Origin of the sequence: Aeromonas sp. R1-2, assembly GCF_040908505.1 — a bacterium.
Taxonomy (GTDB): domain Bacteria; phylum Pseudomonadota; class Gammaproteobacteria; order Enterobacterales; family Aeromonadaceae; genus Aeromonas; species Aeromonas veronii.
On record NZ_JBFODU010000012.1, the window covers coordinates 167,785 to 182,216 of the forward strand.

The window sequence follows — 14,432 nt, forward strand, 5'->3', positions numbered from 1 at the left end:
CTCTCTGTGATAGGGGTGAATATGAGAGGTGAGACTCCAGAGACGCATGGCTCACTCTCTATGATACGGATGATTGGTGGTGATGCTCCAGGCCCGATAGAGGCTCTCGGCCACCAGCACCCGCACCAGCGGATGGGGCAGGGTGAGCGGTGACAGTGACCAGCTCTGTTCGGCGGCAGCTTTGCACTCGGGGGACAAGCCTTCCGGCCCGCCTACCAGCAGCGCGACATCGCGGCCATCGAGTTTCCACGCCTCCAGCTGGGTCGCCAGCTGCTCCGTGGTCCAGGGCTTGCCCGGAATGTCGAGGGTGACGATGCGCGAGCGCCCCGCAGCCGCCAGCATGGCTTCCCCTTCCTTCTGCAGGATGCGCGGAATGTCGGCATTTTTGCCCCGCTTGCCTGCGCCAATCTCGACGAGTTCAAACGGCATGTCTTTGGGGAAGCGGCGACGATACTCTTCGAAGCCATGCTCTACCCAGGCGGGCATCTTGGTGCCCACCGCAATCAACTGGATCTTCATGGTCGTTACACTTGTGCTCTTATTGCGTATTCATTTGAGCGGCACCGCTCCACAGCTTTTCCAGTTGGTAGAAGTCACGATGTTCATCCTGCATCACATGCACGATCACCGAGCCCATATCTACCAGCACCCATTCACCGCTCAGTTGTCCTTCCACGCTCAGCAGATCCAGACCCGCGTGGCGGGCCTCGCTGGCCAGATGGTGGGCAATGGCGCTGACGTGACGACTGGAGTTGCCGGAACAGATGATCATGGTGTCAGTAATGCTGGATTTGCCGCGTACATCGAGGGTGATGATGTCGCGGCCTTTCATGTCATCGATCTTGTCGATGATAAAGGCATGCAATTCTTGGCCTTGCAATGAGTCTCTCCTGTATTCCGGCGCGCAGCGTTTGCGTCAGGGCGGCGGATTATATCATGGTCACTCCCGTTTCCCATCGGGTGGGGCGGGATTACGACAGGGGCTAGCGGCGGTTGGCGCGGTAGAGCCCCTGTTGATCAATATAGTGCGCAACCGACTCGGGCAAGAGGTAGCGGGTGTCTTGCCCCCCATCCAGCAAGGCTCGCAGTCGGGTGGCTGACAGTTCGATGGGCTGGTTGTCCGCCAGCCAGATATGACCGGCCAGACGCTGATGCAGCGCGTTGGCATCTGTGGTGTGATGGCGCGCCAACAGCTGCGCCACCTCGGTCGGATAATCCGGTTGCCAGCCCGGCCGCACGCTCACCACCAGATGGGCATAGTCGAGCAGCTCCTGCCAGCGGTGCCAGCTTGGCAGGCTCAGCAGGGAATCCATCCCCATCAGAAAACAGAGCGGCGTATCGGGCAGTTCACGACGCAGCTCGATCAGGGTATCGATGGTGTAAGAGGGCTTGTCCCGTCTCAGCTCCCGCTCATCGACCACAAAGTGGTGGTTCTCCGCCGCCGCCAGTTTGACCATGGCAAGGCGCTGTTCGCTCGAGCAGAACGGATTGGCACGGTGGGGCGGGATATGGTTCGGGATCAGCCGCATCTCGGCCAGCCCGAGGGCATCGCGCGCCTCGATGGCCGGGCGCAGATGGCCGATATGGATAGGATCGAACGTGCCCCCCAGCAGGCCAATGGGCGCCTTCAGCACGGGCTGCTCTCCATCACCAGCGGCAGCGGGGTGCCATCACGAAAGCCGAGGGCAATGGTCTGCAGCATCAGCCAGGCCTGCTCGCTATCGAAGCGGCGCTGGGCATCGTCCAGCTGGGCCATCAGTTGCCACAGTTGCTGCAACTTGGCAAACGGCAGTCGGGTCAGTGCTTGCTGAATGAGCTGCTGGCGGCTCTGCCAGATGCGCAGGCGGCTGAAGTGCTCCCCCAGCGGCTGGCCGTTGCGCATCGCCAGCGACAGCTCGGTCAGCTGCTCCAGCTCGCGGCAGAGGGTCCAGGCCAGCATCCCCGGCTCGGTGCCTTCGGCCCGCAGGGCGGCCAGAATGCGCTGGGCCCGGTTCACCTTGCCCTCCAGCAGGGTATCGACCAGCTGGAACGGGGTGAAGTGGGCGTGGCGGATAATGGTCTCTTGCAGATAGGTGACGCTGATGGGCTGGGGCGGCGAGAGCAGGGTCAGCTTCTCGATCTCCTGGCTGGCGGCCAGCAGGTTGCCCTCGTAGGAGTGGCACATGAAGTTGATGGCATCTGGCAGCGCCTTGAGGCCGAAACGCGCAAAACGGGCGCTCATCCAGCGCGGGAAGAACTTGGGCTCCGGATGGTTGACCGGCACATAGGTGCCAATCTGGTAGAGCTTGTCGAACCAGGCTGCCTTCATCTGGGTCTGGTTGAGGCGACCGCCACTCAGCACCAGCAGCAAATCTGGATGAAGCTGCTTGCCAATTTCGCTGATGCGGGCAGCGAGATCCTTGTCAACCTTGGCGGGCAGCTCCAGCTCGATGATCTGGCGGGCGGAGAAGAGGCTCATGGCCTGACAGGCATCGTAGACCTGATTCCAGTCCAGCCCCTGTTCCACGACGAAGGTGTGGCGCTCATCGAAACCCTGCTTGCGGGCGACCTGACGGATGGCATCGATGGCCTCCAGTCGCAGCAGGGGCTCGTCGCCAAAAACGAGATAGCAGGGCCGAAGCCCTGCTTTGAGGTGGTCACTAAATTGTTCCGGGTAAATCCGCATCAGAAGCTGACCTGACTCAACTGCCGGATCATCTGATTGGCCGCCTGCTCCTGCATTTCGCGGTTGAGCTGCTCCTGCTCACGGGAGGAGGCGAGCGCTGCATCCGGCTTGTTGAGGAAGCTGCGGTTGAAGTTGATGGGGAAGACCTGAGTCGGCTTGCCCGGTACCGAGATGGTGAACTGGGTACCAAAGCCCAGCACATATTCGGTGTCCGTCCCCAGCGCGTTGACCGAGGCAACTTGGCTGGTACTGCCTACGCCGCCCAGAGTGAGCACCGGAATGCCCTCCTTGTCGGCCAGGGTCACGCCAGAGGCCTTCAGGCGGGTGGTAACCATCCGGTAGAAGTCGCTCTTGTTGTCGCCCACGACCTTCATGGTCATCAGCTCGCTCGGAATGCCGTTGCCGCGCATGTGAAAGCCGCAGCCTTGCAGCAGCAGACCAGCCAGCACGATGGCCATCCAGCGGGTGAAGATGGTGCCCATAGAAAATCCTCTTTGCATTAAGGGAAAGCGGCGGGCGCAGGGCCCGCCGTTATCATCCGTTTGCTGTCACAGATTGGCAATGATCAGTTGGTAACCAATCAGTTGGCAGCCAATTAGTTAGCGACAATATTGAGCAGCTTGCCAGGTACATAGATCACCTTGCGCACGGTCAGACCGTCGGTGAACTTCTGCACGGAAGCATCGGCCATCGCTAGCTTCTCGACGTCGGCTTGGCTGATCTCGGCCGGCACGGTCAGTTTGCCGCGCATCTTGCCGTTGATCTGTACCACCACCAGCTTCTCGGTCTCGACCATGGCCGCTTCATCGGCCACCGGCCAGGCTGCGTGATCGATGTCGTCGCCCTTGCCCAGCATCTTCCACAGCTCGAAGCCGATGTGCGGGGTGATGGGGTAGAGCATAACAACGACAGCTTCCAGCGCTTCCTGCATCAGGGCTCGGTCCTGCTCGTCGTTGCCGAGCTTGGCCAGATTATTCATCAGCTCCATGATGGCGGCGATGGCGGTGTTGAAGGTTTGACGGCGACCCACGTCATCACTCACCTTGGCGATGGTCTTGTGCAGTTCACGGCGTACCGCTTTCTGCTCGTTGGTGAGAGCCGCCACATCCAGTGCGGCAACGGCGCCACCGGAAACGTGTTCGAAGGTGACGCGCCACAGGCGACGCAGGAAGCGCTGGGCACCCTCTACGCCGGAGTCGGACCACTCCAGCGTCATCTCGGCCGGAGAGGCGAACATCATGAACAGACGGACGGTATCGGCGCCGTAACGCTCGACCATCAGCTGCGGGTCGATGCCGTTGTTCTTGGACTTGGACATCTTGGTCATGCCGGAGTGGAGCACTTCGCGGCCTTCGTTATCGATGGCCTTGGTGATGCGACCCTTCTCGTCACGCTCTACCTTGACGTCGGTCGGGCTGACCCAGACGTTGCCGCCCTTCTCGTCTTTGTAGTAGAAGGCGTCGGCCAGCACCATGCCCTGGCAGAGCAGGCGCTTGAACGGCTCGTCGCTGTTGACCAGACCCGCGTCACGCAGCAGCTTGTGGAAGAAGCGGGCGTAGAGCAGGTGCATACAGGCGTGCTCGATACCGCCGATGTACTGATCCACCGGCAGCCAGTGGTTGGCAGCAGCCGGATCCAGCATGCCCTTGTCGTAGTCCGGGGAGCAGTAGCGCGCGTAGTACCAGGAGGACTCCATAAAGGTGTCGAAGGTATCGGTCTCGCGGAACGCTTCCTGACCGTTGTAAGTGGTCTTGGCCCATTCGGCGTCAGCCTTGATCGGGCTCTGGATACCATCCATCACCACATCTTCCGGCAACAGTACCGGCAGTTGATCTTCCGGCGTCGGCACTACGGTACCGTCAGCCAGGGTCAGCATCGGGATGGGGGCACCCCAGTAACGCTGACGGGAGACACCCCAGTCACGCAGACGGTAGTTGACGGTGCGCTTGCCCTTGCCGAGCCCTTCCAGCTTGCTGGCGATGGCATCGAAGGCGCCCTGGAAGTCGAGACCGTCAAACTCGCCGGAGTTGAACAGCACGCCTTTCTCGGTATAAGCGGCGTCGCTCACGTCGACGTCGCCATCAACCGGCTTGATCACCGCCTTGATGTCGAGGCCATATTTGGTGGCGAATTCGAAGTCACGCTGATCGTGGGCCGGAACCGCCATCACGGCGCCGGTGCCGTAGTTCATCAGCACGAAGTTGGCGACCCAGACCGGTACCTTGCGGCCATCCAGCGGGTGAATGGCGTAGAGGCCGGTGGCCATGCCCTTCTTCTCCATGGTGGCCAGTTCCGCTTCGGCGACCTTGGTGTTCTTGCACTCTTCGATGAAGGCGGCCAGTTCCGGATTGTTTTCGGCGGCCTGCAGCGCCAGCGGGTGACCGGCAGCGATACCGACATAGGTGACGCCCATGAAGGTGTCCGGACGGGTGGTGTAGACCTCCAGCTGATCAGCCTGACCCTCGATGGCGAAGCTGATGTTGACCCCTTCGGAACGGCCAATCCAGTTGCGCTGCATGGTCTTGACCATTTCCGGCCAGCCTTCCAGATTGTCGATGTCGTTGAGCAGCTCTTCGGCGTAGTCGGTGATCTTGATGAACCACTGGGGGATCTCTTTTTGTTCCACCGGGGTGTCACAGCGCCAGCAGCAGTTGTCGACCACCTGCTCGTTGGCCAGCACTGTCATGTCGTTCGGGCACCAGTTGACGGAGGAGGTCTTCTTGTAGACCAGACCCTTCTCGTAGAGCTTGGTGAAGAACCACTGCTCCCAGCGGTAGTAGTCCGGTTTGCAGGTGGCGATTTCACGATCCCAGTCATAACCCAGACCCAGCATCTTCAGCTGGTTCTTCATGTATTCGATGTTTTCGTAGGTCCAGGGCGCCGGTGCGGTATTGTTTTTGATCGCGGCGTTCTCGGCCGGCAGACCGAATGCATCCCAACCTATGGGTTGCAGCACGTTCTTGCCATTGAGGCGTTGATAACGGGAGATCACATCACCTATGGTGTAGTTACGAACGTGCCCCATGTGTAGTCGACCAGACGGATAGGGGAACATGGACAGGCAATAGAACTTCTCCTTGTCTACCTTCTCCACGGCCTTGAAGGTTTTCTTGGCATCCCAGTGCTTTTGCACTGCTGGTTCGATTGATTGGGGAACGTATTGCTCTTGCATTGGTGACATCCGGATCTGTGAAATGAATAGATAAATCAGCTGGGAAATCGCAATAGAATACCCATATCCTGCGGCGGCAACAACCGCCAGCGTCCCTTGGGCCTTAAGCCGGGCCAGATCAGGGTTTAGTAGAGGAGTTAGAGCCATGGACAAACGTCAAAAAGGGTACGAAGCCTTCATTGCCGAGCTGCAAAAACAGTGGCAAGAGACTGAAGAGTTCCAGGGGGAGCGCCTCAACCGGATGATTGCCAAGGTGCAGGCCTATCTGGAGGCCGCCAGCGACCTGACTCAGGACGAGCTGGCGCTCATCGCCGAGTACGTGAAGCGGGATCTGGGCAACTATGACGAGGGGCGCCATGACGATAGTGCGCAGGTGGAAGAGTCTGCCTTTATGTTGGCCCTCAAAGACACCGCGTGGTCCTGGCTGGCGGATGTGACCGACCGCGCCCAGGTGGAGTGGCGCGAGCTGGCCGACGAGCTGGAGCACAAGGGTGTTTACGAAGCGGGTGACTGGGTAGGGCTCGGGGTCATGGTGTGCGACCAGTGCGGCTGGCGCCATACCGTGCTACACCCACAACAGCTCGATACCTGCCCCGAATGCGGCTGCGCCGAGTATCACCGCGAGCCGCTCTCGCCCTGAGTCATGCCATCAATGTGGACGAGATAACGAGCAAAAAGGCGCCATCAGGCGCCTTTTTCTTACTTGTAGGTTTCGTCGGGGCGTTTACTTGCCCGCGACGGAGAGGCCGCCAAAACGGATCTGCGGGGCGTAGAAGCCCTTGCCGTCGTTGTGGTGCAGGGTGTCACCGACCGCTTCCAGCTCGCCCAGCAGGCGGTAGAAGTTGCCTGCTACCGTGATGCCGCGCACCGGCTGCAGGCGAACTCCATCGCGACAGAGGAACCCTGACGCGCCAAAGGAGAAGTCGCCGCTCACCGCATCGGCACCGGAGTGCAGGCCATCCAGCTTGACCAGCTCCAGATAGTCGCCGCTCTGCACCTCCGCTTCGCTATGGGGGCCCGCGCCAAACACCAGATGGCGAGCGGTCACATCGAGGGCGCTGCGAGCGCCGCGGGCGGCCGAGCCGTTGCTGGCGACGCCAAAGTGGCGGGCCGTGGTGCTGTTGTGGAGCAGGGTCTTCAGCTCCCCTTCGCCAATCAGCAGCAGATCCGAGCTGGCCGCTCCCTCGCCATCAAACGCCTTGATGTTCATGCCGCCAGGCATATAGATCCGGCTCTCCAGAGTAAGCCAGCGTGACGCCACGCTCTGGCCGACCTTGCTGCGCCAAGGGTTGATCCCCTGCTGGGCCCACTTGCCCGATAGCACGCCCTGAAAGCAGCCAAACAGGCTGGCGAAGCAGTTGGTGCTGAAGATGACGCTGTAGCGACCGCTCGGCACCGCTTCACCGGGCAGCAGCCCATCGGCGATGGCGTAGATCTGCTCGATCAGGGCCTGGCTATCCAGCTCTTCGAAGCGACGGCCATACTGCCCCTGCGAGTGCATCGACTGGCGGCCATCCCGTTCCACCAGCGCCGAGGTGTAGCAGCCGACGCTGAACTCGCCGTGCTGGCAGAGGGTACCCTGACTGTTGGCGAGCCAGAGCTGGCTCTCCCCTTCGAAGAAGCTGTTGTAGGGGGCGCCGCTCACATCGGGCATGGCCAGCATGTCAGATTCGAGGCGCAGGGCCAGGGCGATCTTCTCCTCAACCGGCGTGGTATCGGGCTGGTTGATCTCGGCGCAATCTGTGGTGATCCGGCTATTGGCCACCGAGATGCGCTGATCCGGGTCAACCTTGGCAAAGCGGCTGGCATCGAGCGCATCTTGCAGCATGGCACCCAGCGCCAGCTCATCGAGGGATTCCGAGTAGGCGATGCCGACTCGGCCCTCTTTGATCAGGCGAATACCGAGTTGCTGGCTGCTGGTGACCTTGTATTCACCCAGCTCGCCCTTGTCTGCCTTGAGGGAGAAGGCCTTCTCCTGATTGGCGATGATGTCTGCCTCGGCGTTGAGGTCGGCCACCTTGTCGAGCAGGCGGGTGAGCAGTTGATTCATGTCGATGGTGCTCATCAGGCGTTCCCTCCCACCAGAATATTGTCCACTTTCAGCGCCGGCTGACCCACCGAGGTGGGGACCGAGCCCGAGACCGAGCCGCACATACCGGCGGCCAGCGCCAGATTGCGGCCCACCATGGAGATCTCTTTCAGCACCTGCGGGCCGGTACCGATCAGGGTGGCTGACTTGAGCGGCTTGGTGATTTTGCCGTGCTCGATGAGGTAGGCCTCCTGCACATTGAAGTTGAACTCGCCGGTGCCGGGCTGTACCGAACCGCCCCCCATCTTCTTGGCGTAGATGCCGTGCTCCACCGTGGCCAGCATATCATCGAGGCTGTGGTTGCCTGGTTCGATATAGGTGTTGCGCATGCGCGAGGTGGGGGCGTACTTGTAGGATTCGCGCCGCCCGGAGCCGGTGCGGGCGTAGCCCGTCTTGAGGGCCCCCATTCTGTCCACCAGAAAACCGGTCAGTACCCCGTCCTTGATGAGCTGGGTATGCTGGGTCGCCATCCCCTCGTCATCGACGTTGATGGAGCCCCAGGCGTTGCTCTGCAAGCCTTCATCCACCGCATTGACCACCGGATTGGCGATGAGCTGGCCCATCTTGTCGTGGAACACAGACGCCTTTTTGGCTACCGAGGTGGTCTCCAGCAGGTGGCCGCACGCCTCGTGGAAGATGACGCCACCAAAGCCGTTCTCCATGATGACCGGCAGGGTGCCGCTCGGGCAGGGAGCCGCGCCCAGTTTCACCAGTGCCTGACGGGTGGCGGTGAGCGCCAGATCGCGCGGATCGATGCGATCGGCATGCTCCCAGCCCATCAGGGCGCCGGGGGCCTCGTAACCGACGCTCTGCTCGCTCCCTTCCACGGCGATGGTCTGGGCCATGATGCGGTTGTAGTGGCGGCGATCGGCCACTTGCAGCCCTTCGCTGTTGAAGATCTCCACCTCCTGCTCCCAGCTCAGCACGTTGCCGGAGAACTGGCTCACCTTGCTGCTCTCGGCGCGGGCCGCCGCATCCATGGCGTGCAGATAGGCGATCTTCTGCTCCAGCAGCTTGTCTGCCGAGAGCGGCAGCGCCACCGGGTTGCGATCGCTCAGGCGGGTGAAATCGAAGGCGGTGGCGGTCACCACGGGGTCGCGGCGGTCTTTGGCCGCCAGCAGGGTGACGATGCGCAGCAGCTCGTCGCGGCTGGCCAGATTGGTGTAGCCGTAGAGCACCTTGTGGCCGTAACAGAGGCGCACACCGATGCCGAAATCGAGGCCACCGCTGATGTTCTCTATCTGGCTGGAGAGCAGGCTGAGCTGGCTGCGGCGCTTGCGCTCGACAAACAGCTCGGCAAAATCGGCACCCAGCGCCAGCGCGTGATCGAGCACGTCACGGGCGATGGTGGGGGCCAACAGGGAGAATGGGGTCATAGAATATCCTTTTCTGGTCTGTCCGTTTGCTTCCGACATCCGGCTCTGATTGTTATGGGATGTCGAGTCCATTGTTGCAGACCAGCACAAAAAAGTCGCTATAGCGTCATGCGATGATACCGATTGAGAAAATCGGTGCGATAACTGCGCCCGGCGGCCAGGGCCAGGCGCTCAGGGTCGTTTTGCCAAAACGTGGGAAAGATCAGAGCAGGGCGTGGATTTCGCTCAGGATCTGTTCGACCCACTGCTCGATGCGCGGATCGGTCTGGTCATATTGATTGGCATCGTCCAGGGCCAGCCCGACGAAGTGACGGCCATCGTCGATCAGTGCCTTGGAGGCATCGAATTCGTACCCTTCGTTGGGCCAGTAGCCCACCAGCTTGACCCCTTTTGGCACCAACTGATCGTGCAGCATGCCAAGGGCGTCCTGGAACCATTCGCCATAACCGAGCTGATCGCCGAGGCCAAACAGGGCCACGATGCGTCCCTCCAGATGGAGATCGGCGATATCTTCCCAGCGGGACTCCCAGTCCTCCTGCAGTTCGCCAAAATCCCAGGTGGAGATGCCGAGGATCAGGATCTCGTAATCCTCCATCAGGCGCAGGGAGACATCCTTGATATTGTGAATATCCACCAGCTCGGGGCCGATAAGGGCGCGGATCTTCTCGGCAGCCATCTCGGTGTAGCAGGTGGTGGAACCGTAAAACAGACCAATCTTCATCGCTCTTCTCTCTGTTGGCGCTTTCTCGCTTGCTTTTGGCGCGTTCTCGCATGCTCGTGTGGGCTGCGCCATGTTGGCAACACGATGGGTAACGTAAGGGGAGGGCGCCAGTCTAGCAGATTGCCATTCGACCTTCACCGCCCGGCAAGGGGCGTGGCAAACGTGCCTTATCTTTCCAATGAAAGTGCCTTGTCTTTCCAAGGAGTTGGCGCGTTACAATGGGCCATCGATCCCCTGATTGCAGCGCACCATGAGCAAGCCCGACCCACATCCCCTGATTGAACCCTTTCTCGATGCCCTCTGGCTGGAGCGGGGATTGTCTGACAACACGGTCAGCTCCTATCGCAGCGATCTGGAGAAGTTCTCCCTCTGGCTCGACGAGCAGGGGAGCTCGCTGCTGCTGGCGGGGATGGACGAGATCCAGCACTACCTCGCCTGGCGGGTCGATCACCAGTTTGCGGCCAGCAGCACCGCCCGCTTCCTGTCGGCCCTGCGCCGCTTTTACCAGTATCTCAACCGCGAGAAGCTGCGCAGCGACGATCCGACCGTGCTGTTGGAGGGGCCCAAGCTGCCGAAAAAACTCCCCTCCGATTTAAGCGAAACGGAGGTGGATGGGTTGCTGAGTGCGCCGCTGGTGGATGACCCGCTGGAGCTGCGGGACAAGGCGATGCTGGAGCTGCTCTACGCCACCGGGCTGCGGGTCTCCGAGCTGGTGGGGCTCACCGCCGAGCATGTCAGTTTGCGGCAGGGCTTGGTGCGGGTTATTGGCAAGGGTAACAAGGAGCGGTTGGTGCCGATGGGCGAGGAGGCGATGCACTGGCTGGAGCGTTACTACCGAGAGGCCCGCACCCTGCTGCTGGGGGGCACCACTTCGGATGTGGTATTTCCCTCCAAGCAGGCCCGTATGATGACCCGCCAGACCTTCTGGCACCGCATCAAGCTCTATGCCCTGCGGGCCGGGATCAACGGCGAGCTATCCCCCCATACCTTGCGCCACGCCTTCGCCACCCATCTACTCAACCACGGCGCCGACCTGCGAGTGGTACAGATGCTGCTGGGCCATGCGGATCTCTCCACCACCCAGATCTACACCCATGTGGCCAACGAGCGACTCAAGGCGCTGCACGGTGAGCACCACCCCAGAGCCTGAGTGGCTGGCCTCCCAAAAACAAAAAACCGCCAGCAGGCGGTTTTTTTATCTCTACACGACAGGAGATGGCGCTTATTTCCCTTGCTGGGATTTCAGCAGATCACGGATCTCGGTCAGCAGCTCCTGATCCTTGGTCGGGCCAGCCGGGGCGGCGGCTTCCTCTTCCTGCTTTTTCTTCAGGGTGTTGATGGCCTTCAGTCCCATGAAGATGGCAAAAGAGATGATCAGAAAGTCGATGATGGTCTGGATGAACTTGCCATAGGCGATGACCACGGCGGGTGTTGCACCTTCTGCGGCCTTCAGGGTGACCGCCAGGTCGCTGAAGTCCACGCCGCCCAGGATCAGGCCGATGGGCGGCATGATCACGTCACCGACAAAAGAGGAGACAATTTTGCCGAAGGCGGCACCAATGATGATACCTACCGCCATATCGATGACGTTGCCGCGGGCGGCAAAGGCTTTGAACTCTTGAATCAGACTCATTATTTCCTCCGAAATTAAACAAGATAGCGCGTTGATTACCCTTGCCAAAGGGCGAACTCTTGTCAGGAAAAACAGAGGCTAAGCCGCGTTGTTCCTGTCGTCCTGACTAGCTTGCGGGCGTTATGAGTCCTTGGCAATCGGGGGGAGCCATTTTTTTGGTACAAAGTGATATTAATTTTTTGGTAATTAGCTGGTTGAATGATGAGCTGTGCTGCTGTAGTTTGCTGGGTCGATTCATTCATACCACGTGAGTAAACAAGTGAAGTATTTACTACTGGGAATGATGCTTTTGTGCACATTTGCTGCCAGAGCGGGGATGGATACCCAAGCCTTGAAACAGACCATCACAGCCCGGCTGGGGGTCCCCGTCTATCTGGTTGAGCCGACCCCGATCGCGGGGTTGTATATGCTGGGCACCTCACAGGGGGTGCTCTACAGCGATGCCAAAGGGGATTATGTGGTGCAGGGGGTCATGCTGGATATGACCCGTGACATGAAGAACCTGACCATCTCGGGTATGCGCGAGCAGCGCCGACTTGGTCTGGCGCAGGTGGCCCATGCCCCCATCGTGCTCAAGGCCAGGGATGAGCGTCACCGGGTTGCGCTGTTTCTCGGCGAGCAGGACGCCAAACGTCGTCAGCTCTCCGGCACCTTGCAACACCTGCAGGCATCCGGGGTGAGCGTGGCTCTCTATCCGGTGATTGATCACGCCGAACGGGCCGCCGACTGGTGCAGCGATCCCCTGCTGCAAAATGATCCGTTAAAAGCCTATTTGCCTCAAACGGCATGTAGTGAGACCCTTATCCAAAATATTGGCCTGAGCCAATGGTTGGGGGTCAAGGTACTGCCGGCCTGGGTCTCCTCCGACGGGGATCTGGTGCGCGGGTATCAGAGCCCCGAACAGCTGCTCAAGATACTGGATCATATTGATGTCCCTGCAAATCCGTCGTCGTCCGCGAGTTGATGATTCCCATCTGCCTGCCACCCTGCATCCCCTGATTCGCCAAATCTTCGCCAGCCGTGGCGTAGAGGATCCAGCCCTGCTGGAGCGCAGCGCCAGTCAGCTGTTGCCGCCCCAGCGCCTCTATGGCATGGAACAGGCGGTGCCGCTGCTGGCGGATGCCCTGACTGCCCAGAAACGGATCCTTATCGTCGGCGACTTCGACTGCGATGGTGCCACCAGTTCGGCCCTGTGTGTGCTGGCCCTGCGCGCCATGGGCGGTCGCCACATCGATTTTCTGGTGCCCAACCGCTTCGAGTTTGGCTACGGCCTCACCCCCGAGATTGTCGAGCTGGCGGTGGCCCGCGGTGCCGAGTTTCTTATCACGGTGGATAACGGCATCTCCAGCATCGCCGGGGTGGCGGCTGCCAAGGCGGCGGGCATGCAGGTACTGGTTACCGATCACCATTTGCCGGGTCAGGATCTGCCTGATGCCGATGCCATCGTCAACCCTAACCAGAGCGGTTGCGATTTCCCCTCCAAGTCGCTGGCCGGGGTGGGGGTGGCCTTCTACCTGATGGCGGCCCTCAACACCCATCTGCGTCAGCTCGGCTGGTACGAACGGCAAGGGTTGCGAGCCCCCAATGTGGCGGATTACCTCGACCTGGTGGCGCTCGGCACGGTCGCCGACGTGGTGGCGCTCGATGGCAACAACCGCATCCTGGTCCATCAGGGCTTGCAGCGGATCCGGGCCGGCCGCTGTCGCCCCGGCATTCAGGCGCTGGTGGATGTGTCGGGCCGCGATGGTCGCCGCCTCACCGCCGCCGACCTCGGTTTTGCGCTGGGGCCGCGCCTCAATGCGGTAGGGCGCCTCGATGACATGTCCCTCGGGGTCGCCTGTCTGCTCTGCGATGATCTTAATCTGGCGCGCCAGCTTGCGGCCGAGATGGACAGCCTCAATCAGGAGCGCAAGGAGATCGAGCAGGGGATGCAACAGGAGGCCCTCGCCACTCTGGAGCAGATCCGCTTTCGCGATGGCGAGGTACCGTCGGGCATAGTGCTGCACCGGGACGAGTGGCATCAGGGGGTGGTGGGGCTGGTGGCCTCCAAGGTGAAGGAGAAGTACTACCGCCCGGTCATTGCCTTTGCCGAGAGCAGCGAGACCGAGCTCAAGGGCTCCGGCCGCTCCATCCCCGGGGTGCACCTGCGCGATGCGCTGGAACTGCTCGATACCCGCCATCCGGGCCTGATGGGCAAGTTTGGCGGCCACGCCATGGCGGCGGGGCTGACCCTGCCCAAGGCCAATATCGAGGCCTTCAGCCGCGCCTTTGAGGCGGTCATCAGCGAGCTGGTGACCCCCGAGCTGCTGACCGGAGTGCTGCTCACCGATGGCGAGTTGTTGCCGGATGAGCTCACCCTCGAGCTGGCGGAGCTTATTCGCGCCTCCGGCCCCTGGGGTCAGGCCTTCCCCGAGCCGCTGTTTGACGGCGAATTCGTGCTGGTGCAGCAGCGGCTGGTGGGGGAGAAGCACCTCAAGATGATGCTGACAACCGATTCCGGTCATGCGGTGGATGCCATCGCCTTTGGCGTCGATCTCAAGCGCTGGCCCGATGCCTCGGTCAAGCGGGTGCGGCTTGTCTACCGGCTTGACGTCAACGAGTGGCGCGGCAACCGCAGCGTGCAGCTGCTGGTGGAGCATCTGGAGGCGGCCGGTCTTTGAGCCGGTAGCATCGCTGCTCTATCGCCGCTTTATCACAGATAGCGCTGACAACGGCCACCCGAGGGTGGCCGTTTTTGTTGGCGGATCTCTGGAAAAGGGCGTTGACCTGTCTATAG

At 61.0% G+C, this 14,432-nt stretch carries 14 protein-coding genes; 4 read left to right on the forward strand and 10 right to left on the reverse strand.

Annotation, left to right across the window (positions count from 1 at the left end; genetic code table 11):
* Positions 1-51 precede the first annotated feature (51 nt).
* The 6 genes from rlmH to leuS form a co-directional block, all read right to left on the reverse strand.
* Positions 52-519 carry a 23S rRNA (pseudouridine(1915)-N(3))-methyltransferase RlmH gene (gene rlmH / locus AB5Y76_RS04195; RefSeq protein WP_005335166.1) on the reverse strand — a complete coding sequence of 156 codons (468 nt, stop codon included), beginning with the start codon at positions 517-519 and terminating at the stop codon, positions 52-54.
* Between the two features lie 19 nt (positions 520-538).
* Positions 539-880 (reverse strand): ribosome silencing factor, encoded by a 342-nt coding sequence (gene rsfS / locus AB5Y76_RS04200; RefSeq protein ID WP_005335165.1) that lies wholly within the window; start codon positions 878-880, stop codon positions 539-541.
* Positions 881-983: 103 nt separating this feature from the next.
* Complete coding sequence (gene nadD, locus AB5Y76_RS04205; RefSeq protein ID WP_263716959.1) at positions 984-1,634, reverse strand: nicotinate-nucleotide adenylyltransferase; 651 nt, start codon at positions 1,632-1,634, stop codon at positions 984-986.
* On the reverse strand, positions 1,628-2,665 hold the full coding sequence (gene holA / locus AB5Y76_RS04210) for a DNA polymerase III subunit delta (protein WP_263716958.1): 1,038 nt from the start codon (positions 2,663-2,665) through the stop codon (positions 1,628-1,630). Before holA ends, nadD begins: the two co-directional genes overlap by 7 nt.
* Entirely contained in the window at positions 2,665-3,147 is a 483-nt protein-coding gene (gene lptE / locus AB5Y76_RS04215) for an LPS assembly lipoprotein LptE (protein ID WP_263716957.1), read from the reverse strand. The genes holA and lptE overlap by 1 nt, the downstream gene beginning before the upstream one ends.
* Before the next feature lie 113 nt (positions 3,148-3,260).
* A complete protein-coding gene (gene leuS, locus AB5Y76_RS04220) occupies positions 3,261-5,837 on the reverse strand; it encodes a leucine--tRNA ligase (protein ID WP_263716956.1) in 2,577 nt (858 codons plus the stop codon).
* A 145-nt stretch (positions 5,838-5,982) separates the two neighbouring features.
* Between leuS and AB5Y76_RS04225 the strand changes: the two genes are divergently transcribed.
* Positions 5,983-6,477, forward strand: a complete 495-nt coding sequence (locus AB5Y76_RS04225) for a zinc ribbon-containing protein (protein ID WP_005335155.1) — start codon at positions 5,983-5,985, stop codon at positions 6,475-6,477.
* An 84-nt stretch (positions 6,478-6,561) separates the two neighbouring features.
* Here the strand turns inward: AB5Y76_RS04225 and AB5Y76_RS04230 are convergent, their stop codons facing one another.
* From AB5Y76_RS04230 to fldB, 3 genes are all read right to left on the reverse strand, one after another.
* A complete protein-coding gene (locus AB5Y76_RS04230) occupies positions 6,562-7,902 on the reverse strand; it encodes a TldD/PmbA family protein (protein ID WP_263716955.1) in 1,341 nt (446 codons plus the stop codon).
* The gene (locus AB5Y76_RS04235) at positions 7,902-9,302 is read right to left on the reverse strand and encodes a TldD/PmbA family protein (protein ID WP_263716954.1); all 1,401 of its coding nucleotides are present in this window, start codon (positions 9,300-9,302) and stop codon (positions 7,902-7,904) included. The genes AB5Y76_RS04230 and AB5Y76_RS04235 overlap by 1 nt, the downstream gene beginning before the upstream one ends.
* Before the next feature lie 202 nt (positions 9,303-9,504).
* On the reverse strand, positions 9,505-10,023 hold the full coding sequence (fldB, locus tag AB5Y76_RS04240) for a flavodoxin FldB (RefSeq protein WP_021229741.1): 519 nt from the start codon (positions 10,021-10,023) through the stop codon (positions 9,505-9,507).
* 250 nt (positions 10,024-10,273) lie between these two features.
* Between fldB and xerD the strand changes: the two genes are divergently transcribed.
* On the forward strand, positions 10,274-11,173 hold the full coding sequence (xerD, locus tag AB5Y76_RS04245; protein ID WP_263716953.1) for a site-specific tyrosine recombinase XerD: 900 nt from the start codon (positions 10,274-10,276) through the stop codon (positions 11,171-11,173).
* 72 nt (positions 11,174-11,245) lie between these two features.
* Here the strand turns inward: xerD and mscL are convergent, their stop codons facing one another.
* Positions 11,246-11,656 (reverse strand): large-conductance mechanosensitive channel protein MscL, encoded by a 411-nt coding sequence (gene mscL / locus AB5Y76_RS04250; RefSeq protein WP_047438040.1) that lies wholly within the window; start codon positions 11,654-11,656, stop codon positions 11,246-11,248.
* Between the two features lie 316 nt (positions 11,657-11,972).
* Here mscL and AB5Y76_RS04255 point away from each other — a divergent pair, with 316 nt between their 5' ends.
* On the forward strand, positions 11,973-12,620 hold the full coding sequence (locus AB5Y76_RS04255) for a disulfide isomerase DsbC N-terminal domain-containing protein (protein WP_005335146.1): 648 nt from the start codon (positions 11,973-11,975) through the stop codon (positions 12,618-12,620).
* A complete protein-coding gene (gene recJ, locus AB5Y76_RS04260) occupies positions 12,586-14,316 on the forward strand; it encodes a single-stranded-DNA-specific exonuclease RecJ (RefSeq protein ID WP_263716952.1) in 1,731 nt (576 codons plus the stop codon). Before AB5Y76_RS04255 ends, recJ begins: the two co-directional genes overlap by 35 nt.
* The last annotated feature ends 116 nt before the right edge of the window (positions 14,317-14,432 follow it).

Bases quoted from the DNA above. Each gene is read 5' to 3' on its own strand.
- rlmH (WP_005335166.1), bottom strand. From the start codon at position 519: ATGAAGATCCAGTTGATTGCGGTGGGCACCAAGATGCCCGCCTGGGTA.
- holA (WP_263716958.1), bottom strand. From the start codon at position 2,665: ATGCGGATTTACCCGGAACAATTTAGTGACCACCTCAAAGCAGGGCTT.
- lptE (WP_263716957.1), bottom strand. From the start codon at position 3,147: ATGGGCACCATCTTCACCCGCTGGATGGCCATCGTGCTGGCTGGTCTG.
- leuS (WP_263716956.1), bottom strand. From the start codon at position 5,837: ATGCAAGAGCAATACGTTCCCCAATCAATCGAACCAGCAGTGCAAAAG.
- AB5Y76_RS04225 (WP_005335155.1), top strand. From the start codon at position 5,983: ATGGACAAACGTCAAAAAGGGTACGAAGCCTTCATTGCCGAGCTGCAA.
- AB5Y76_RS04230 (WP_263716955.1), bottom strand. From the start codon at position 7,902: ATGAGCACCATCGACATGAATCAACTGCTCACCCGCCTGCTCGACAAG.
- AB5Y76_RS04235 (WP_263716954.1), bottom strand. From the start codon at position 9,302: ATGACCCCATTCTCCCTGTTGGCCCCCACCATCGCCCGTGACGTGCTC.
- fldB (WP_021229741.1), bottom strand. From the start codon at position 10,023: ATGAAGATTGGTCTGTTTTACGGTTCCACCACCTGCTACACCGAGATG.
- xerD (WP_263716953.1), top strand. From the start codon at position 10,274: ATGAGCAAGCCCGACCCACATCCCCTGATTGAACCCTTTCTCGATGCC.
- mscL (WP_047438040.1), bottom strand. From the start codon at position 11,656: ATGAGTCTGATTCAAGAGTTCAAAGCCTTTGCCGCCCGCGGCAACGTC.
- AB5Y76_RS04255 (WP_005335146.1), top strand. From the start codon at position 11,973: ATGGATACCCAAGCCTTGAAACAGACCATCACAGCCCGGCTGGGGGTC.
- recJ (WP_263716952.1), top strand. From the start codon at position 12,586: ATGTCCCTGCAAATCCGTCGTCGTCCGCGAGTTGATGATTCCCATCTG.